The sequence below is a fragment of the Sphingomonas sp. BL-S-05 genome, from assembly GCF_055521695.1.
Genome location: NZ_CM145499.1, coordinates 1453541 through 1471932, shown reverse-complemented (window position 1 = coordinate 1471932; position 18392 = coordinate 1453541). Strand labels below are relative to the sequence as shown.

General features: G+C 66.2%; 18 protein-coding genes, 1 tRNA gene and 1 pseudogene. 12 read left to right on the top strand and 8 right to left on the bottom strand.

Annotated features, from left to right (window positions below):
• The first annotated feature begins 19 nt into the window (after positions 1 to 19).
• From ACZ1JS_RS06685 to ACZ1JS_RS06655, 7 genes are all read left to right on the top strand, one after another.
• Positions 20 to 154 (top strand): hypothetical protein, encoded by a 135-nt coding sequence (locus ACZ1JS_RS06685; protein ID WP_465168260.1) that lies wholly within the window; start codon positions 20 to 22, stop codon positions 152 to 154.
• Positions 151 to 381, top strand: coding sequence for a hypothetical protein (locus ACZ1JS_RS06680; RefSeq protein WP_465168259.1), 231 nt, complete (start codon positions 151 to 153; stop codon positions 379 to 381). Before ACZ1JS_RS06685 ends, ACZ1JS_RS06680 begins: the two co-directional genes overlap by 4 nt.
• The gene (locus ACZ1JS_RS06675) at positions 378 to 641 is read left to right on the top strand and encodes a hypothetical protein (RefSeq protein WP_465168258.1); all 264 of its coding nucleotides are present in this window, start codon (positions 378 to 380) and stop codon (positions 639 to 641) included. Before ACZ1JS_RS06680 ends, ACZ1JS_RS06675 begins: the two co-directional genes overlap by 4 nt.
• A 171-nt stretch (positions 642 to 812) precedes the next feature.
• A complete protein-coding gene (locus ACZ1JS_RS06670; RefSeq protein WP_465168257.1) occupies positions 813 to 1472 on the top strand; it encodes a hypothetical protein in 660 nt (219 codons plus the stop codon).
• Entirely contained in the window at positions 1469 to 1672 is a 204-nt protein-coding gene (locus tag ACZ1JS_RS06665; protein WP_465168256.1) for a helix-turn-helix transcriptional regulator, read from the top strand. Before ACZ1JS_RS06670 ends, ACZ1JS_RS06665 begins: the two co-directional genes overlap by 4 nt.
• Positions 1673 to 1682: 10 nt before the next feature.
• The gene (locus tag ACZ1JS_RS06660; RefSeq protein ID WP_465168255.1) at positions 1683 to 2366 is read left to right on the top strand and encodes a hypothetical protein; all 684 of its coding nucleotides are present in this window, start codon (positions 1683 to 1685) and stop codon (positions 2364 to 2366) included.
• Complete coding sequence (locus tag ACZ1JS_RS06655) at positions 2359 to 2946, top strand: hypothetical protein (RefSeq protein ID WP_465168254.1); 588 nt, start codon at positions 2359 to 2361, stop codon at positions 2944 to 2946. Before ACZ1JS_RS06660 ends, ACZ1JS_RS06655 begins: the two co-directional genes overlap by 8 nt.
• Here the strand turns inward: ACZ1JS_RS06655 and ACZ1JS_RS06650 are convergent.
• Positions 2943 to 4247 carry a tyrosine-type recombinase/integrase gene (locus ACZ1JS_RS06650; protein WP_465168253.1) on the bottom strand — a complete coding sequence of 435 codons (1305 nt, stop codon included), beginning with the start codon at positions 4245 to 4247 and terminating at the stop codon, positions 2943 to 2945. The two genes, ACZ1JS_RS06655 and ACZ1JS_RS06650, sit on opposite strands and share 4 nt — an antisense overlap.
• A gap of 156 nt (positions 4248 to 4403) precedes the next feature.
• Positions 4404 to 4493: transfer RNA gene (locus ACZ1JS_RS06645), tRNA-Ser, on the bottom strand.
• A 132-nt stretch (positions 4494 to 4625) separates the two neighbouring features.
• On the opposite strand from ACZ1JS_RS06645, the gene hspQ reads away from it, so the two are divergent.
• The gene (gene hspQ, locus ACZ1JS_RS06640; protein ID WP_345875632.1) at positions 4626 to 5000 is read left to right on the top strand and encodes a heat shock protein HspQ; all 375 of its coding nucleotides are present in this window, start codon (positions 4626 to 4628) and stop codon (positions 4998 to 5000) included.
• 7 nt (positions 5001 to 5007) lie between these two features.
• Here the strand turns inward: hspQ and ACZ1JS_RS06635 are convergent, their stop codons facing one another.
• Positions 5008 to 7155 (bottom strand): PepSY domain-containing protein, encoded by a 2148-nt coding sequence (locus ACZ1JS_RS06635; RefSeq protein ID WP_465168645.1) that lies wholly within the window; start codon positions 7153 to 7155, stop codon positions 5008 to 5010.
• A gap of 133 nt (positions 7156 to 7288) precedes the next feature.
• A pseudogene (locus ACZ1JS_RS06630) lies at positions 7289 to 7387 on the bottom strand (hypothetical protein); the annotation flags it as partial.
• A gap of 154 nt (positions 7388 to 7541) precedes the next feature.
• On the opposite strand from ACZ1JS_RS06630, the gene ACZ1JS_RS06625 reads away from it, so the two are divergent.
• Complete coding sequence (locus ACZ1JS_RS06625) at positions 7542 to 9749, top strand: TonB-dependent receptor (protein WP_465168252.1); 2208 nt, start codon at positions 7542 to 7544, stop codon at positions 9747 to 9749.
• Positions 9750 to 9788: 39 nt separating this feature from the next.
• Positions 9789 to 9989, top strand: a complete 201-nt coding sequence (locus ACZ1JS_RS06620; RefSeq protein WP_465168251.1) for a hypothetical protein — start codon at positions 9789 to 9791, stop codon at positions 9987 to 9989.
• Positions 9990 to 10022: 33 nt separating this feature from the next.
• Here the strand turns inward: ACZ1JS_RS06620 and ACZ1JS_RS06615 are convergent, their stop codons facing one another.
• The 4 genes from ACZ1JS_RS06615 to ACZ1JS_RS06600 form a co-directional block, all read right to left on the bottom strand.
• Positions 10023 to 10397 carry a hypothetical protein gene (locus tag ACZ1JS_RS06615; protein WP_465168250.1) on the bottom strand — a complete coding sequence of 125 codons (375 nt, stop codon included), beginning with the start codon at positions 10395 to 10397 and terminating at the stop codon, positions 10023 to 10025.
• Between the two features lie 104 nt (positions 10398 to 10501).
• Positions 10502 to 12115, bottom strand: coding sequence for an NAD-dependent malic enzyme (locus tag ACZ1JS_RS06610; RefSeq protein WP_465168249.1), 1614 nt, complete (start codon positions 12113 to 12115; stop codon positions 10502 to 10504).
• Positions 12116 to 12191: 76 nt separating this feature from the next.
• Complete coding sequence (locus ACZ1JS_RS06605; protein ID WP_465168248.1) at positions 12192 to 13697, bottom strand: alginate export family protein; 1506 nt, start codon at positions 13695 to 13697, stop codon at positions 12192 to 12194.
• 84 nt (positions 13698 to 13781) lie between these two features.
• Complete coding sequence (locus ACZ1JS_RS06600) at positions 13782 to 15122, bottom strand: dicarboxylate/amino acid:cation symporter (RefSeq protein WP_465168247.1); 1341 nt, start codon at positions 15120 to 15122, stop codon at positions 13782 to 13784.
• A 277-nt stretch (positions 15123 to 15399) separates the two neighbouring features.
• On the opposite strand from ACZ1JS_RS06600, the gene ACZ1JS_RS06595 reads away from it, so the two are divergent.
• Together ACZ1JS_RS06595 and ACZ1JS_RS06590 are read left to right on the top strand one after the other, a co-directional pair.
• Positions 15400 to 17082: a sensor histidine kinase gene (locus tag ACZ1JS_RS06595; RefSeq protein ID WP_465168246.1), complete on the top strand. Its 1683-nt coding sequence runs from the start codon at positions 15400 to 15402 to the stop codon at positions 17080 to 17082.
• Entirely contained in the window at positions 17079 to 18389 is a 1311-nt protein-coding gene (locus tag ACZ1JS_RS06590; protein ID WP_465168245.1) for a sigma-54-dependent transcriptional regulator, read from the top strand. The genes ACZ1JS_RS06595 and ACZ1JS_RS06590 overlap by 4 nt, the downstream gene beginning before the upstream one ends.
• The last annotated feature ends 3 nt before the right edge of the window (positions 18390 to 18392 follow it).

The following is an 18392-nucleotide window of genomic DNA, read 5'->3' as shown; positions in this document are numbered from 1 at the left end:
CACTCGGACTGTCCGGGCCATGTTCCCGCAGACCCATGAAAGCCGGCGCTGCGGCGCGTGGGAGGAACGCGAAGCCGACGACCCGAACGATGGCGAACGTGCGCCGACGGGCTTCGTCGTGAACCTCGCCGATCACAGGGGGAAGGCGGCATGACGTTCTTCGAACGCTTGTCCGAACGCTGGGGCGGTAGCCTTCTGCCCGATATCCGTATCGACCGCGACAACACGACCGAGCGCTGGGACCTGCGCGGCGAAGGGCGTGCGTGGTGCATCTGCTTCGAAGGCTTCGGCCTGTCGTGGTCCCTCTTTTTCGGCCCGACGCCCGACGTTCGTCGCGACGAGCCTACCAACACCACTGCAACGAAAGAAGCCGCAGCATGACCGACAACACCACCGCACCAGCCGCGATCGACGGCGTCACCACCTCGTTTCGCGGCAAATTCCTTCTGTGGCGGAAGGCCGGCGCTGGCGTCGTGAAACCCAGCCACAAGAGCCAGGTGCGCAACCCTCGCTTCCGCCATGCCGATCGCGCAGCGGCAGAGACGGAGGCTCGTCGCCTCCTGCAAGTCTATCCCGAAAGCACCTTCATCATCATGCAGGAGGTCGGAACGGTGAAGGCCGGGACGCGCGGCGATGGCTGACGCAATCGACGACGCAAACGAGCTGGCCGAACAGCACCTCGCGCACAGCCTAGCGGCGGCGCGATTGCCGGTCCCGGCCGGCGAACCCGGCGAATGCGGACAATGCGGCGAGGATAGCAAGCGGCTGGTCGGCGGACGCTGCGCGCCGTGCCGTGATGGAAGGAACAGACGATGACGAACGAGACCACCAATATCGACCCGCGCGTCATCGCGTTCTGCGATTGGCTCGACACGCTGCCGGCCGGCGTCCGGTTTCACGAACAGAAAGGCTATGCTGCCTTTGCCGACCTGAAGGCCGGGCAGATCGAAGCTGCAAAGCGCGAGATGGCTCGCCGCGCGTACGCGGACCTCTCGGCGATCGAGCAGTTGGAGAGGACGCAGCCAACCGAAGGGCAAATGGCGCTCATTCTCGCAATCTCGAAAGCTGTCACCGATAAGGAGCCCGAACCGTGCATAGCGGCGGGTGTGCTATGCGCAGCCGCTTCGAACGTCCTGATGCAGAACTTCGCGCCGATGATTGCTGCGCAACTGTACGACCACGTCGTCGAGGGTCCGCGCTCGGTTTTGAAGGAATGTGAAAAGGATGCCGGCGAGCTGGTAGTGGAATGCGCTTGGGAGGGCGACGAAAAGCGACCTGTCTGGATCGTCACCTTGGTAGGCGGCGACGGGCAACTTGAAGATGTCGGCGGCGTCATCATCACCGATACCCTCGACCAAGCCGTGACGGAGGCGATCCGGCTTTCGGCAGAAACCCATCTGCCGTGGCGACAGGGCTGCGTCGACCATGCCGAAGCGAAGGTTACACCGATTAAGCATCGGAGGCGGCAATGACCGATCGAAGCCGAGACAACTTCCTGCGGCTGGCCGATGTCGTGAAGCGCACGGCTCTTTCCCGGTCGACGATTTATCGTAGGATCGCAGCGAAGACATTCCCCGAACCGACCCCGATCAGTGACGGACTGGTCGCGTGGTACGAAACCGACATCAACGCGTGGGTCGCGAACCCGATGGGTTGGCGCCCGACAGCGTAAGGAGGCAACTATGGGCGAAGCGAAGCGGCGCGCAGCCGCACAGAAAGACATGGTGTGGCACCACACCAGCATCATCCGCACGAACCTAATCTGGATGTCGGGAGTGATCGATCTCGAAGGGCGATCGGACGGTGCAGAGCACCCGGCGTTCGGCAAGGTCTACACCTCGGCCGGGTTCCGCCGGCCGTTGGAGGACTTCCCGGCGCTGGCGTGGTTCACTTCCGACATCAACGTGCCGAAGTGCCTTCAGCACTTCGACGTCTATACGACAGACAAGGAAACTGGTGAAACGAAGCGGCTCGAGCTCGACGCTACGGCAGTCTCGGTACTGGTGATGAACCGGATCGCGCTTGGCTTCCGGACCAGCGACATTCCGGTCGTGCCGTGGCCGACGCATCGAGGGTACGATACGGGCGAGGGCAGGGCACTGAACGAGAGCGCCCGCGACGTCGGCGACAACCCCGATCTATGGTGGGTTTCCGACACCCCGGTCGACGTGCTGGCAGCGTCCGATATCCGCGGCACGCGGTCGTCGATGGCTACCAAAATGGAGAGGCTTGAGGGGTATCTCGCGCAGGTACACAACATGGTTCGGCTCTGCCGAGAGGTGCCGGGGACATACATCCCGCCGACGTGGACGGGGTCGGCAGAACACAGAGCCTTGATCGCAGCAGGGAGGGATTACCGTGGGTGAAGCGAAGCGCCGCGAGGCAATACTGCGCGCAGCGATCCTGCTGGAATGCGACCTATGGGACCGCCCGGGATCGGAGTGGGAAGCGCGACAGGTCGAAGAGATACGGCAGCTACCCTTCGTGAAGGGTGAGCGTGCGCCGGCCCACGAACTCGCTTGGGCCAATATGAAGGCGCGGGAATGCCATGTGAACTGTATCTTCTATGCCAAGAACGATCCGACAGGGGTCAGCAAACACGTTCTCGGTTGGTGGGTACAGGGCGACTTACTGGTTTTGCATTCGATGATTGAGAACGAAGGCCGGTATATCTGCATCACGCCGCAGGAGAAGGACGTGCCCCCCGTCTTTCCGTTCATCCCCGACGACAAAATCGAGACCGTCGAGGATGGGGATGGCATCAACTACCTTCGTGATGGGGAACCGATCGTCGCCGGTTTGCGCGTCGACCCGGAGGCGCACCGGGCAATGATCCTGCTCATGCGCGAACGGGTTCTGGGCGGCATGAAACCGTGGCAGGCGATGCACCTTGCCGACGACGAGGCTTGCGAGCGGCTGGGTATCCCCAAGGCGAAGCGGCGTTAGCCGCCTCGCCGGGCACCGCCGATTAGATCGTTCGCCGCCGCCATTCCCTTCATAAGCATGTCCGACCATTCTTGAGACAGTTCGCGCCGGCGCTCCATGTGGCCGGCGCGATCGTATGCGGCCTTCACCTTGTTCTCCGGGACGTGCGCCAGCATCAATTCGATGACGGCCGGGTCGCTCAGAAACTTCCGCTTCACCGCCAGCGCGTTCATGTTCGTTGAGAAGCTGGACCGCCAGCCGTGGGGTACGTGCCGACCGTGATACCCCACGCGGTTATACAGATACCCGATCGCGTTCTCGCTGAGCGGCTTGTGGCTATGGCGCTGACTGGGGAAGACCAGCCGATTGCGACCCGTCAACCGTCGCGCAGCGCGCAGCACGTCGACCGCCTGCCATGTCAGCGGCACGATATGCTCGAATGATTCCTCGTCCTTCAGATGCAGCGTCAGCTTCATGCGGGCGGCCGGCACGCGCCAGATCGGCAGGAACGGGCCATAGGTCCGGTCATCCCAATCGACTCCCTCGATCTCGTCCCACGCGACGCCCCGGACCATGCCGGGCCGCGATTGGGTCAGCGCGAGGAAGCGCGACGCAAGTTTCGTGATCGGCGACGCGCCGGACGCCTCGGCCGCGAGCAGGACGCCGCGCGCCTCGTCGATCGCGATCAACGCAGGCTGTTGCCCCTTCTTCGGCAACGGCTTCAGCGCATTGCCGACGACCGCCGCGGGGTCGCTCTCCACGATGCCTTCGGAGATCGCGTAGGAATAGACGGCCGATATGCGCTGGCGTAGCCGCTTCGCTGTCTCGATCGCGCCGCGGTCCTCGACGACGCGCAGCGTCTTCAGCACCATAGGCGCGGTGATCGCGACCAGCGCCTTGTCGCCCAGGCTGGGGAAGATGTCGCGTTCGAGGCTCGTTAGCACGTCGTCGGCGTGAACCGGCGCCCAGCGACCTTTCTGCAAGTCGAACCACAACCGCGCCGCCGATTCGAACGTCACCAGTTTGGCTTGTTCGGCCCGCTCGCGCTCGCGTTCTTCCTGCGCCCGACGACGCGCGCCCGACGGATCGACGTTTTGGCGGATCGATAGACGTGCCGCGTCGCGTTTCTCGCGCGCGGCCGATAGCCGCATATCGGGATAGGTGCCGAACGTCAGGAGCTTCTCCTTTCCGTCCATGCGAAACTTCATGCGCCATGACTTCAGCCCCGAGGGGGCGACGAACAGGTAGAGCCCGCCGGTATCGGAGAGCTTATATGGCTTGTCCTTCGGCTCGGCCTTCCGAGCGGCTGCGTCCGTCAGCATGATACCCCGACCTCGTTCTATCGTACCCCGACCGATACCCTCGATACCCCCGCGCTGGGCTGGAACAAATCAGGATCGGTTGAGACGGGCCATAGCCGAAAACGCACGCAAATGCTGCCCCGTAGGGACTGATTGGGCTGTATCGGGATGGGATAATGGCGGAGAGGGAGGGATTCGAACCCTCGGTACCCGTAAAGGCACGCCGCATTTCGAGTGCGGTACAATCGACCACTCTGCCACCTCTCCGCAGAGGTTTCTCGCTCCATGCCGCAGGTCAGCGCGGCACGGTGGTCAGCGAGGGCGGTCGGTTAGCCCAAGGATTCGAGACTTGCAAGCGCCTCCTTGCTGCAATCGCACATCGGACCTAGATTATTTCGCATGAAGGCCCCGTCCTCCCCCCCGCTCGACCGCGGCACGCCGTTGCCGCCGGTCGCCCATGCCCGTTTCTCGATCGGCGACGTCGTGCGCCACCGCCTGTTCGATTTTCGCGGAGTCGTGTTCGATATCGATCCGATCTTCGCCAATAGCGAGGAATGGTATCAGTCGATCCCGGCCGAGGCGCGCCCGCGCAAGGACCAGCCCTTCTATCACCTGCTCGCCGAAAATGCCGATGCGAGCTATGTCGCCTATGTCAGCCAGCAGAATCTGATCGCCGACGACAGCGAGGAACCGGTCGATCATCCCGCGATCACCGGCCTGTTCGACGACTATGCCGATGGGCGCTACCGGTTGCGGCGCGAGCACCGCCACTGATCGCCGCTCAATAGATATCGCGGCGGTAGCGACCGTCGGCCAGCATCGCCTCGACCATCGCATCGCCGAGGATCGTGGTGAGGGCTGCATGGACCGCTGGTGCCATGCCCTGCACGCTGCCGCAGACATAGATCGCGGCTCCGCCCGCGACCGCCTGCGCGATCGCCGGCGCATCCGCCGCCACCGCGTCCTGGACATAGCGATGGCCGCCCGGATCGCGGGACCAGGTGGTGACCGACCGGGTCAGGATCCCGCGCTCGATCAGCGCCTGCCGCTCCGCCACGTGGAAATCGTCGCGCGCCGCCTGTCGCTCGCCCCAATAAAGCGCCACCGGTCCGCCGCCGCCGGCCGCCCGGTGACGGAGATGGGCGAGCAGTCCCGCCAGCCCGGTGCCGTTACCGATCAGGAGGAGCGGCGTGGCGGGGTCCTGCGGCGGGTGGAAGGCCGGATTGGCCCGCACCCGCGCCTGTACGATCCCGCCAACCGGAGCGCCGTTGCACAGCCAGCCCGATCCCAGACCGTCGAAGCCGTCAACTGCCGGGCACCGCCGCACGATCAGTTCGACCCGGCCCGATGCGGCGATCGACGCGATCGAATATTCGCGGTGGCCGATCGGCTTGAGCGTCGCGATATCGGTATCGGGCGCACCCGACAGGATACGCGTCATCAGCAGCGCGCGCGTCTCCGGCGTATCGGCGATGCCGGTCGTGGTCAGGAAGGCGTCGACCCGGCGCACATCCTGTTGCGGTACGATCTCGACGATATCGCCAGCGGTCCAGTCGGCGCTGCCGTCGACCGGTTCGAGCACGACATGCCACGCCTCGCCGCCGCTGCTGCCCGGATTGAGCGGCCAACGTTCGACCAGTCGCCATCCACCCATCGCCGCCGGCGCCCAGTCCGGCTGATCGGTGCGCGCGCCCAGACCGGCCAGTTGCCGTTGCCAATGACGCTGCGCATCGGCATCGTCGCCATCGGCCTCGACCGCATCGAACAGCCGGGTCGCGCCGCGATCGTGCAGCCAGCGGTCGACCCGGTGGCCGAACGCACAGAATTCGGCATATTCGCGGTCGCCCAGCGCCATCACCGCATATTCGAGGTGCGACAGGTCCGGCGCCGTTCCGTCGAGCGTCCGGGCAAAGGCGCGCGCAGCGTCCGGCGGCTCCCCCTCGCCATAGGTGCTGGCAACCACGAACAGCCGCCTGACCCGCGCCAACGCGGCATCGTCCAGCGCCGCGATCGGCAGCGCGGTGGCGGAGGGCAGGGCCTTGGCGGTCAGTCGCGCGATCCGCTCTGCCGATCCGGTCTGGCTCGCATAGGCGACCAGCGTCGTCGCCTGCGCCATCGGCACCTCGGACGTGTCGGTCACGACCGCGGCCAATGCCGCCTTGCGCCGCCGACGCGCGAAATACAGCAGGAAGCCGGTGATGGTGAATAACGGCATCGCAAGGCTGCTCAGTAGGATCGCGATCCGGCCGGCAATGCCGAAATAGGCGCCGCGATGCAGTTCATAGACGCTGGTGACGATATCCTCGCCCAGCGTCCGAGCGGCATAGGGTGTCGCCGATACTACCGCGCCGCTGATGCCGTCGATGGTCAGTTCGTCGCTGACCCGGTCATGGCGCGCATCGGGCAGTTTCGCGCGGAACTGCACCTGATCGTCGCGAACGCTGGCGACGACCCGTTCGTACTGGCGTCCCTCGGTCGCGCGTTCGAAACTCCGCCATGCCAGCGTCAGATCGGCCTTGGCTCCCTTGGCGTGGCGGGTTCGGTCGGCGGGCGCCTCGGCGACCAGCATCGCCTTCACCCCGTCGCGATACCAGTCATAGGACCACCACAGCCCGGTCAGCCCGCTGATGACGTAGAACACCAGCACCCAGCCGCCGACCACCGCATGCAGCGCGCGATACAGGTTGCGTCCGGTCTTCTTCAGGTCGAGTACGAACCAGTTGCGCCAGTCGAGCGCCCGTTTCGGCCAGCGCAGATACAGCCCTGACAATGCGAAATAGATCAGCGCGATCGCCGAAAAGCCGGTGATCTGCCGCCCCCACCCGTCGCCGCCGTCGGGCAGCGCCAGCCAGCGGTGCAGATCCTCCATCACCTCGAACACGCCGATGCCGCGCAATTCGCCCGTTAGCCGCCCGGTTGCCGGGTCGATCCGCTCGATATGGCGTTCCTTCGACCCGGGCAGGGTATAGCCGACCAGCGTCGGCTCGCTCGAAATCGGCCGGCACGGTCAATCGGGTGATCGCCGCATCCGGCCGTTGCGCCGCGAACCGCTCGGCCAGCGCCGGTCCCGACAGACGGGTACCCGCCGCGACGGGGCCATCGCGGTTCAGCGCCGCCAGAATTTCCGGTCCGAAACTGAGCGATGCGCCGGTCACGCCCATCACCGCCAGCACCAGTCCCGCAGTGATGCCGAGGAACCAGTGAAGCTGAAAAAGCACGGTACGGGTCATCGACGGTTCGCTCATCTGGGGTTGCTATTGATAATTGATCGCGATAGCGGCCGCGTTGATACAGGTCAATCGTTGCGTAAGGGAAATGATAGTGTTGTCGAATGGGAGACGTTCGTACTGGCTGATCGGGACGGCGGCGTTCGCGCTGGTCCCGCAAGGGGCATTCGCGCAGCAGGACGTGCCGGCCGCCAGCGACGAAGCGTCGGACGACGACATCGTCATCACCGCCGCGCGCACCATCCTGCCGCCCAACGCCCTGCCGCTGACCATCGACCTGATCGACAAGCAGGCGCTCGACCAGCAGATCGCGATTTCCGGCAGCGTCACCGATGCCGTCGCGACGCTGACGCCCAGCTTCTCACCGACGCGCGGCAAATTGTCGGGGGCGGGGGAGACGTCGCGCGGCCGTTCGCCGCTCTATGCGATCAACGGCATTCCGCAGACGACGCCGCTGCGCGACGGCAGCCGCGACGGCTTCACCATCGACGGCTTCTTCATCGACCGCGTCGAATTGATCTATGGGTCGAACGCGTTGCAGGGCGTCGGCGGTACTGGCGGCATCGTCAATCAGGTGACGGTCGGCGCCCCGCGACAAGAGGGCGTCAGCGGCCGGGCACTGGTGCAGGGGACGAGCGCAGACGGCTTCGAAAAGGATGGGTTCGGTGGCAAGGCGGCCGGACTGGTCCAGGTCAAGACCGGGCGGTTCGACGCGACGGTCGGTGCCAGCTACGAACGGCGCGGTGCGTTCTACGATGCGCAGGACCGGCGCATCGGCGTCAACCTGACCCAGGGCGAGACGCAGGACTCGCGCGCCACCGACATTTTCGCGCGGTTCGGGCTGGAGGTCGGCGCGACCGGACGGCTCGACCTGATCGTCAACCGCTATGAACTGAATGGCGAGGGCGATTATCTCGCGATCGCGGGCAACCGTCGCACCGGCGTGCCGACCAGCGCGGTGCGCGGCGACCCGCCGGGCAAGCCCGCCGCCAACCGGGCCGAGGCACTGTCGCTCTCCTATACCGACAGCGACCTGTTCGGCGGCAATCTCGTCACCCAATTCTTCTTCAACCGCACCCACGATACGTTCGGCGGCGAGGTGACGATCATTCCGACTTTCCAGGACCCGGCGCTGGCCCCCATCGGCACGCTGTTCGACCAGTCCGAGAACCGCTCGCGCAAATTGGGGGCGAAGGCCAGCTATGAACGCGCACTGCCGGGGTTCGAGGCACTGGTCGCGACGATCGGCTTCGACGCGCTGTTCGACAAGACCGAACAACGGCTGATCGCCACCGACCGCATCTGGGTCCCGCCCGCCGACTTCCGCAGCCTCGCCCCGTTCGCCCAGGCCAATCTGAAGCTGTTCGACGGCGTCGTCCGCCTCGCCGGCGGTGCGCGTTGGGAGAATGTGCAGGTCCGCATCGACGATTTCCGCACGCTCGCCTCGACCACCTATGACGGTCGCAACCCGGCAAGCTATGGCGGCGTCGCCGTGACCGGCGGCACCCCGAAATTCAGCGACCTGCTGTTCAACGGCGGCGCGATCGTCGAGCCGGTCGCGGGCGTGCGCGCCTATGCCAGCTATGCCCAGGGGTTCACCATGGCCGATATCGGCCGCATCACTCGCGCCATCGCCACCCCCAATGTCCGGCTCGACGGCTTCCTCGATATCCAACCGGTCGTGTCGAACAATCGCGAGGTCGGGGTCGAGGTGAAGCGCGGACCGGTCGATGCCAGCACCACCTATTTCTGGTCGTCGAGCGATCGTGGCCAGCTGCTGATCGCGCAAGGCAACGGCATTTTCGAGGTCCAGCGCCAGCGGGTCGAGATCGAGGGGCTGGAGGTCAGCCTTGCCGTACAGACCCCGCTGCCGGGCCTGCGCGTCTCGACCGGCTATGCCCATATCCTCGGCCGCTACGACAGCGATCGCGCGCCGGGCGACGGGGTGGTCGACACCGATCTCGACGGCACCAACATCTCGCCCGACCGCCTGAACCTTGCGGCGGACTTCGCCAGCGGTCCACTGACCGCGCGGGTGCAGACGCAATTTTACCTGTCACGCAACTTCCGGGGGAAGGCGAATCCCAATCCCGACAATAATTTCAACGGCTACGACGTGACCGACGCGCAACTCCGCTATCAGACGAAATTCGGCGGACTGTCGCTCAGCGCGCAGAACATCTTCGACCGCTTCTATATCGACTATAACAGCGACACCCGCCTGCCGACCGACAATTTCGCCTTCTTCGCCGGGCGCGGACGGACGTTTACCCTGGGCTGGGATGTGCGTTTCTGAACTGGACAGGTGGGCCGGGCGGGGGCTACCCGCCCGGCCATGCCTATCACTGCTACGATCATGAATTCGTCCACCGGCCAGCCGATCCAGAAGATGACCTTCGGCCGCATGCCCAAGCCATGGGCGTCGTTCAATCTCGAAACCGGCGAACTGGTCACTGCCGATCGCGTCGATGTGGGCAAGCCTGCGCCGGGCAAGGTGGTGGTGCCGGTGTCGGTCTGGGTCACGCCCAAGAAATAACCCCTCCCGACATGGTCAGGAGGGGCTGTTAGCTCAACCGCAGACGCGGCGGCCGTTACGGATGACGTAGCGGCACGGGCCGCGATACTGGACCCCCATCGCCGCGGCTTCGCGCGACCCGCCATAGATGATCCGCTCGCCACGATAGCCATAGCGGTCCCGGCGCCCGTCGCCGCGCCGGTCGTTCCACGCCCGGCGATTGTTCCAGCGCCGCCGGTCGTTCCAGCCACGCCGGTTGTCCCAATGGCGGCGATCGTCCCAGCGGCGGCGGTCATGGTCGCGCGCACGTGGACCGTCGTCATGCCGGTGCGCGTGATGGCGCGGCTGCGCATCCGCCACGGCGGGAACGGCGGTCAGCCCGGCGAGCGTCAGGCCGACCCCGGCAAAAATCTGCATCAACTGCTTCATATCGGTTCCTCTCTGCCCCGTCCTGCGCCGGTCCGGGTGAACCGGCGCTGGACGGTATCGACAGCAAAGCGAAAGCCGATCGGGGCGGCAGGGTTCCGCGATCGTCAGTAGGTGGGTGTCCACATCTGGGCCGCGATGCCCTCGCGGTCGGTCACGGCGCCGGGCGAAGCGACTCCGTCCGCAACCGCCTGCGCCGCCACGACCACGGCGATGTCGAGGGCTACGTCGCGCAATCGCTCGATCGGCGGCAACAGCATATCCTCGCCGCCCATCGCCCCCAGCGCCCGGGCGGCGGCCATGAACATCCCGTCGGTGATCTTCGTCGCGCCCGCCGCCAGGGCACCCAGCCCGACGCCGGGGAAGATATAGACGTTGTTGACCTGGGTGACGCCGGCCACGCCGAACGGGCTGCCGGTGCCGATCAACGCGCGACCGGCGCTCCAGCGATACAGGTCATCGGGGTGCGCTTCCGCCCGCGACACCGGGTTGGACAGCGGAAAGATAACCGGCTGGGCGACCGCCTGTGCCATGGTACGCACTACCGCCTCGGTGAACGCGCCATGCTGACCCGATGCGCCGATCAGCACGGTCGGATGGACATTGGCGACGGTGTCGAACAGGTCGATCGCCCCATGCGCGGTCCGCGTCCACGCCGCCACGTCCTCCGGATCGCGCGCGAGTCCGGCCTGCGCCGGCGACAATCCGTCCATGTCGCTGAGGATCAGCCCGTCGCGATCGACTGCCCAGATGCGCTTGCGTGCCTGCGCCTCGTCCAGCCCTTCGGCCCGCAGCGCCTGCAACAACATGTCGGCGATGCCGCATCCAGCCGCTCCGGCGCCGAACAGCAGGATGCGCTGCTCGGTCAGAGGCACGCCGGTCCGCTCGATCGCCGACAGCAGCGTGCCGACGGCGGTGGCGGCAGTGCCCTGGATATCGTCGTTGAAGCTCAGCAACCGGCCGCGATATCGCTCGAGCAGCTTGTACGCATTGTGACCCGCGAAATCCTCCCATTGCAGCAGCACGCCGGGGAAACGATCGGCGACGGCGGTCACGAAATCCTCGACGAACGCGTCATATTCCGCCCCGCGGATGCGCGGGTTGCGCCAGCCGACATAGAGCGGATCGTCGCGTCGTGCGGCATTGTCGGTGCCGACGTCGAGCAGGATCGGCAGGACTTCCGCCGGATGGATGCCGGCGCAGGCGGTGTAGAGCGCCAGCTTGCCGATCGGGATGCCCATGCCACCCGCACCCTGATCGCCCAGGCCCAAAATGCGCTCGCCATCGCTGACCACGATCACCTTCACCCGGTCGAGCGCCGGATCGGCAAGGATATCGGCGATGCGGTGCCGGTTCGGCCAGGACAGGAACAGGCCGCGGGGCCGGCGCCAGATGTCGCTGAAGCGTTCGCACCCTTCGCCCACGGTCGGGGTATAGACCAGCGGCAGCATCGCCGGCAGGTCGCGCTGGACCAGCGCGTGGAACAGGATTTCGTTCGAATCCTGCAATTCGCGCAGGAAGGAATAGCGGTGGAAGTCGTCGGGCATCCCCGCTAGCGCCCGGCGGCGCCGCTCGATCTGGCTGTCGAGCGTGCCGACATGCGGCGGCAACAGCCCGTGCAGCCCGAACAGGTCGCGCTCCGCTTCGGTAAAGGCGGTGCCCTTGTTGGTCAGCGGATCGGCGAGCAGCGCGCGGGCGGCGGCATGGGCGGCGGGGGACATAAGCGAGCCCTTCGGGTACGGAAACAAAGAAAACGCCCCGGCGGACGACCGCCGGGGCGCAAGTTCGCTCAAGGAACTAGAAGCGGAAGCTGATCCAGCCCGCCAGGAAGTCCGAGCTTTTGTAACCTGCATCGGTGAGGGCCGGTCCGGCGATCAGATGCTCGTAACGCGCGGTCAGGCTGACCCGCGGGCTGAGCGGATAGATCGCCTGGAACCGGATCGTATCGGCAACCTTGCGCGAATTGCCGAGCTGCGTTCCGGCAAAGGGCTGTCCGTTGGCGCGGTACACCGCGTCGTTCAGGCTGTCGCGCCACGACAGCTGATATTCCGCCGCCAGCCGCAGCTTCGACGTCGGCTGCAACTGCACGCTGGGTGCGAACGCGATCATATTGGTCGGCGTCGCATAGAGCTGATAGCTGTAATAGATGTTGTTGCCGAACGGCGCGAGCGAGGTCTTGAGCGTGCCGTTGCCATAGGAGCCGCCGCCGCTGGCATAGTCGAAGTGGAAACCGACGCGCGGTGCGGTCTTCGACTTGCCGACCTTGTACATCTGTTGCAGCAACACCAGCCAGGCCGAGATCGGGCGGTTGTCGAACTCGCCGCCCTGATAGTTGACCGTCCAGTCGATATTGACCGGGCCGGTGTCACCATAGAGGTGCAGACCGTAGAATTTGCGCACTTCCTCCGCCGTCCGGCCACCCCATGCCGCGTTGGTGTTGCGCAGGCGCCAGACGAACGGATCGAAATACAGGTTCGATCCGCCGAGCAAGGTCTTGGGCAATACGAACCCGACGGTCGCACCCGAGAAGCGGCGATTGTCGTCGACGATATCGTCGCGCGTGCCGCCGACGCCGAGCCGCGTCGTCTTGAAATCGAACACGTCGCCGCGGACCTTGTCGCCCTTCGCCCAGGCGCGGACGCCGTTATAGACGAAGAAGATGGTGTTGTTGTCGCGCGGCACGACCATCAGGTTCGGACCGTCGGCAAAGGTCTGCCGGCCGTAGCGCACACCCAGATCGACGCCGCCGACGGTGCCGGTGACGTCGGCGAAGCTCTGCTGCACCACCAGGTCGTTGTGGAGCTGCCCGGCCTTCGCGCCCAGGTTGCGGCCCGACATGCCGGCATGCGCCAGTTCGCCGTACAGGCGGACATGCTCGCCCAGATGCAGGTCGGCACCGCCGACGAGCCGGAAAATATCCTGCCGCTGCGCTTCGCGATCACGCAGATTGGGATTGGTGGTCAGGTTGACGCGGGCACGGAACTCGCCCGACAGCGTCAGATAGACGTCGTCGCCGCCGATCGGAACATATTTCAACTGGTCGAGAATGTCGTCGCGCTTCTTCGGATCGCGGAACTTGGTCCAGTCCTCCGCCCAGCGCGACTGGTTGTAGCCGCCGGCGGTCACGCCGTCGCCGACACCGGCGGTCGGATATTCCTGCGCGACCGGGCGTGCATTGCCGCGATCGGCGACCTGACCCGCGGCCGTTACGGTCGGTTCGGGGGCGGGGGCTTCGACAGCCCACGCAGCGGCGGGGACCATCAGGGCGGCGGTGGTGCAGCAGAGCCGCAGGAACATCTTCATCAAAATCTCTCCGGTGCCTCGCGGGGCAGAAAACCGAATGCCGGTGCGGGTCGTTACCCCTGCACCGGCATCCCCCTTGGTCGATTATTCGGCGGGAACGGCGCCTTCGGGCATCTCATCCACCCGCACGCTGCGACCGGCCAATGCCTCGTCGAATTGATGCTTGTCGAGCTTGCCTTCCCACTTTGCGACGACAACGGTTGCTACCGCGTTACCGATGAAGTTCGTCAGGCTGCGGCACTCGCTCATGAAGCGATCGACGCCGAGGATCAGCGCCATGCCGGCGACCGGCACGGTCGGCACGATCGACAGGGTCGCGGCAAGGGTGATGAAGCCCGCACCGGTGACGCCCGCCGCGCCCTTCGACGACAGCATCGCGACGGCGAGGAGCAGCAACTGCTGGCCCAGCGTCAGGTCGACGTTGCACGCCTGCGCGATGAACAGCGCCGCCAGCGTCATGTAGATATTGGTACCGTCGAGGTTGAACGAATAGCCGGTCGGAACGACGAGGCCGACGATCGACTTCGGAATGCCCGCCCGCTCCATCTTTTCGATCAGCGAGGGCAGGGCGCTCTCGGACGAGGAGGTGCCGAGCACCAGCAGCAGTTCGGCCTTCAGATACGAGATCAGCTTGAAGATCGAGAAGCCGCAGAATTGCGCGACTGCACCCAGCACGACGATCACGAAGATCAGCGCGGTGAGATAGAAGGTGCCGACCAGCGCCGCGAGGCTGAACAGCGTGCCGATGCCGTATTTGCCGATGGTGAACGCCATCGCGCCGAACGCACCGATCGGGGCGGCCTTCATCAGGATCGCGACGACCTTGAAGAAGGCGATCGAGATTTCGTTCAGGCCGTCGAGGACGCGTTCGCCCTTGTCGCCGATCATGGCGAGGCCGATGCCGAACAGGATCGCGACGAACAGCGTCTGGAGAATATTGCCCTCGGTCAGCGCCGAGATGAACGTGTCCGGGATGATCCCCATCAGGAACCCGGTGATGGTCGTGTCGTGCGCCTTTTCGGCATATTCGGTGACCTTCGACGTATCGAGCGTCGAGGGATCGATGTTCAGCCCGGCGCCCGGCTGCACGAGGTTGCCGACGATCAGGCCGACGATCAGCGCGAGGGTCGAGAAGAACAGGAAATAGGCGAACGCCTTGCCCGCCACGCGGCCGACGCTGGCGAGGTCGCGCATGCCCGCGATGCCGGTCACGATCGTCAGGAAGATCACCGGCGCGATGATCATCTTGACGAGCTTGATGAACGCGTCGCCGAGCGGCTTCAGCGCTTCACCCGTCTGCGGATAGAAATGGCCCAGCAGCACGCCGCACACGATGGCGACGAGAACCTGTACGTATAGGTGCGCATACCACGGCCTCGCCGCGGGCGGGACCGGCGGGTGGGCGGAATGACCAGTGATTATCATGTGACGACCTTTCATCCTCTGGTGCGCCCGACCCTGCTCTTCCCCGGCGGTTGGCGCGACCAAGATGGTTTAGCGAATTGCAATCAGGGTTGTCTTTCGTGCAATCCAGATTGTTAAAAAGCGCAAATACAATGAGTTAAACGGAATGCGGCAGGCATCTTGCGCCATTTTCCGCCACCGGATTCGCCAGAAAGTGCAACTTCTTGCACAAAAGCTTTCCGGTTCGTAAAGCTGCACTTCGATGCGGGCGGGACTCAGATCGACATGGATCCGGTGGATGTTCGGGGCATTGCTCCTGAGCGCCCTTGCCGCCGCGCTGGTCGGTCGGGTGGCCGAACGCCGCGCCCGGGCCGATCTCGTCGCTTCGCTGGATGCCGATGCCCGGCTGCGACAGGTATTGCTTGCAAGCGAGATCGCCCGGTTCCGGCTGCTGCCGGTGGCACTGGCCGATGATCGCGACGTGGTCGCCGCGGTGCGCGGTGTCGACGGGGCGGCACAGGCGCTGAACGTCAAGCTCAGCGCGCTCGCCACCTCGACCGGGGCGTCGGTCATCTATGTCATCGGGCGCGACGGACTGGCCGTGTCGGCCAGCAACTGGGCCGATCCGCAAAGCTTCGTGGGCAAGGACTATACGTTCCGTCGCTATTACCGGGACGCCATGCGGACAGGGTCCGGCATGCAGTTCGCGCTCGGCACCGTCAGCCACCGGCCCGGCCTGTATCTCAGCCGCCGGACGGCGGAAGGCGGGGTGCTGGTCGTGAAGCTCGAATTCGACCAAATCGAGCAGGAATGGCGCGCGGCGGGCGGACTGACCTTCGTCACCGATCGGGCCGGGGTGGTGCTGATCTCCAGCCGCCCACAATGGCGCTTCGCCGCGACGATGCCGATCGCGCCGGCGATCGCCGCCGCCGTGCGCGCCGACAGCGGGGCCGCATCGCTGCGCCCGCGACCGTTCGCGATGGTCGGCGATGCGATCCGGTTGAACGGCGAACGGCGGCTGTTGCAGCATGTCCAGACCGAACCCGATGCGGCGGGCTGGCGTGTCCATCTTGCCATGCCGCTGCAACCGGCGGTCGGGGGCGTCGTGCGCGGCAGCGCGATCGCCGCAGCCATCGCCACCCTTGCGCTGCTTGCCATGGCGTGGGGCTTGCGCGAACGGTCGCGTCGCCGGGCGATCCGGACCAGCGAGCTGGAGGCCGCCGTCGCCGATCGTACCCGCCTGCTGCGCGACGAGATGGAGGAACGCGCCGCTGCCGAGGCGCGCGCCGCCGAATTGCGCGAAGGGTTGCGACAGGCCAATCGCCTCGCCGCCCTCGGACAGATCACCGCCAGCGTCGCGCATGAAACCGCGCAGCCGGTCGCCGCGATCCGCAACTATGTCGCCGCCGCCCGCCAGTTGCTGGCACGCGGCGACGCGCGGCAGGTCGACGACAATCTCGGCGCCATCGCCCGGCTGACCGATCGCATCGGCCTCGTGACCGCCGAACTGCGCGGTTTCGCCCGCAAGGGCAGCGGCACGATCGGCCCGGTGCCGCTGGCCGATATCGTCGACGGCGCGCGCCTGATCCTGAAGGAACGGCTGTCGGAGGTCGCCTTTTCCGCACCGCCCATTCCCGCCGACCTGCTGGTGGTCGCAGGACGCGTCCGGCTGGAACAGGTGCTGGTCAACTTGCTGCAGAACGCGCTGGAGGCGCTGGACGGCCGTCCCGATCCGGCGATTGCGATCGACGTGCGGGTCGATGGCGACATCGTCTCGCTGATCGTCGCCGATAACGGGCCGGGCATCGATCCGACGGTCGCCGAACGCATGTTCACGCCGTTCGTCACCAGCCGCCCGAACGGTCTCGGCCTCGGGCTGGTGATCGCGCAGGACATCATGACCGACCTCGGCGGTACGCTGCGCCTTCTGCCCTCGGAATGTGGGGCGCGCTTCGAAGCGAAGCTGTTGCGGGCGTCATGACCGATGCGGGCGCAATCAGGGGGCGGGTGGCGCTGGTGGAGGACGATCCCGACCTGCGCGCCTCGACCCAGCAATTGCTGACGCTGGCGGGGTTCGACGTCGTGCCCTTTGTCGCGGCCCAGCCTGCGCTGCTCGCGATCGATGCCGATTTCGACGGCATCGTCGTCACCGACGTGCGCATGCCGCATATGTCGGGGATCGAACTGTTCCGAACCTTGCGCGAACGCGATCCGACACTGCCGGTCGTGCTGGTCACCGGCCATGCCGATGTCGAAATGGCGGTCGATGCGCTGAAGGCCGGGGCATGGGATTTCCTGTCCAAGCCGTTCGATCCCGACGCGCTGGTCGCGGCGGCCACCCGTGCCGTCGCCGCGCGCGCGCTGGCGCTCGACAATCGCCGGTTGCGGGCACAGGCGGCGGGCGGCGAACAGGTGGCGCTGATCGGCCGCTCGCCTGCGATCCTTCGCCTGCGCGAGATGATCCCGGTGCTGGCCGATACCGATATCGACCTGCTGATCGAGGGGGAGACCGGCACCGGTAAGGAATTGCTGGCACGATCTATTCACCGCGCCGGCCGCCGCGCGCGGCACCGCTTCGTCGCGGTCGCCTGTGCCGCACTGCCCGGACCGGCGATCGAGGACGAATTGTTCGCGACCGTCGGTGATCGCGGCATCGTCGGGGCGCAGCGTGGCACGCTGTTCCTCGACGATATCGATCAGGCGCCCCGCGCGCTGCAGGGCCGGCTGACCCAGGTGATCGAGGATCGTGCGATCCGCGGCCCGCGCGACGCCGTGCCGGTCGACATTCGCGTCATCGCGACTGCGGCGGAGGAGGCGCAGCGGGCGCCGGACGCAATCGCCCCGGCGCTGCTGTACCGGCTGGCGGCGGTGCGGCTGCGCATTCCGCCGCTGCGCGAACGGCGCGAGGACGTGCCGCTGCTGTTCGCGCATCTGGTCGATGCCTCGGCGGCGCGACTGCGGCGCGAGGTGCCGTCGCTCACGCACGAGGCGCGCGACCTGCTCGCGCACCACGACTGGCCGGGCAATGTCCGCGAACTGGCGCATTTCGCCGACCGCTTCGTGCTGGGGCTCGACGGCAGCGGCAGCATGGCGGTGGCCGACGATGCCAGCCGCCCGCTCCCCGAACGCATCGCCGCGTTCGAGCGCGAGGCGATCCTGGCGGCGATCGCGGCGACCGGCGGCGAGATCGGCGCGGCGATCGATCGCCTCGGCATCCCGCGCAAGACCTTCTACTACAAGGTGCAGCGGCTCGGCATCGACCTGAAGACGGTGCGCGGCCAGCCCTGACGA

Bases quoted from the DNA above. Each gene is read 5' to 3' on its own strand.
- ACZ1JS_RS06685 (WP_465168260.1), top strand. From the start codon at position 20: ATGTTCCCGCAGACCCATGAAAGCCGGCGCTGCGGCGCGTGGGAGGAA.
- ACZ1JS_RS06680 (WP_465168259.1), top strand. From the start codon at position 151: ATGACGTTCTTCGAACGCTTGTCCGAACGCTGGGGCGGTAGCCTTCTG.
- ACZ1JS_RS06675 (WP_465168258.1), top strand. From the start codon at position 378: ATGACCGACAACACCACCGCACCAGCCGCGATCGACGGCGTCACCACC.
- ACZ1JS_RS06670 (WP_465168257.1), top strand. From the start codon at position 813: ATGACGAACGAGACCACCAATATCGACCCGCGCGTCATCGCGTTCTGC.
- ACZ1JS_RS06665 (WP_465168256.1), top strand. From the start codon at position 1,469: ATGACCGATCGAAGCCGAGACAACTTCCTGCGGCTGGCCGATGTCGTG.
- ACZ1JS_RS06660 (WP_465168255.1), top strand. From the start codon at position 1,683: ATGGGCGAAGCGAAGCGGCGCGCAGCCGCACAGAAAGACATGGTGTGG.
- ACZ1JS_RS06650 (WP_465168253.1), bottom strand. From the start codon at position 4,247: ATGCTGACGGACGCAGCCGCTCGGAAGGCCGAGCCGAAGGACAAGCCA.
- hspQ (WP_345875632.1), top strand. From the start codon at position 4,626: ATGAAGGCCCCGTCCTCCCCCCCGCTCGACCGCGGCACGCCGTTGCCG.
- ACZ1JS_RS06625 (WP_465168252.1), top strand. From the start codon at position 7,542: ATGATAGTGTTGTCGAATGGGAGACGTTCGTACTGGCTGATCGGGACG.
- ACZ1JS_RS06620 (WP_465168251.1), top strand. From the start codon at position 9,789: ATGCCTATCACTGCTACGATCATGAATTCGTCCACCGGCCAGCCGATC.
- ACZ1JS_RS06615 (WP_465168250.1), bottom strand. From the start codon at position 10,397: ATGAAGCAGTTGATGCAGATTTTTGCCGGGGTCGGCCTGACGCTCGCC.
- ACZ1JS_RS06610 (WP_465168249.1), bottom strand. From the start codon at position 12,115: ATGTCCCCCGCCGCCCATGCCGCCGCCCGCGCGCTGCTCGCCGATCCG.
- ACZ1JS_RS06605 (WP_465168248.1), bottom strand. From the start codon at position 13,697: ATGAAGATGTTCCTGCGGCTCTGCTGCACCACCGCCGCCCTGATGGTC.
- ACZ1JS_RS06600 (WP_465168247.1), bottom strand. From the start codon at position 15,122: ATGATAATCACTGGTCATTCCGCCCACCCGCCGGTCCCGCCCGCGGCG.
- ACZ1JS_RS06595 (WP_465168246.1), top strand. From the start codon at position 15,400: ATGTTCGGGGCATTGCTCCTGAGCGCCCTTGCCGCCGCGCTGGTCGGT.
- ACZ1JS_RS06590 (WP_465168245.1), top strand. From the start codon at position 17,079: ATGACCGATGCGGGCGCAATCAGGGGGCGGGTGGCGCTGGTGGAGGAC.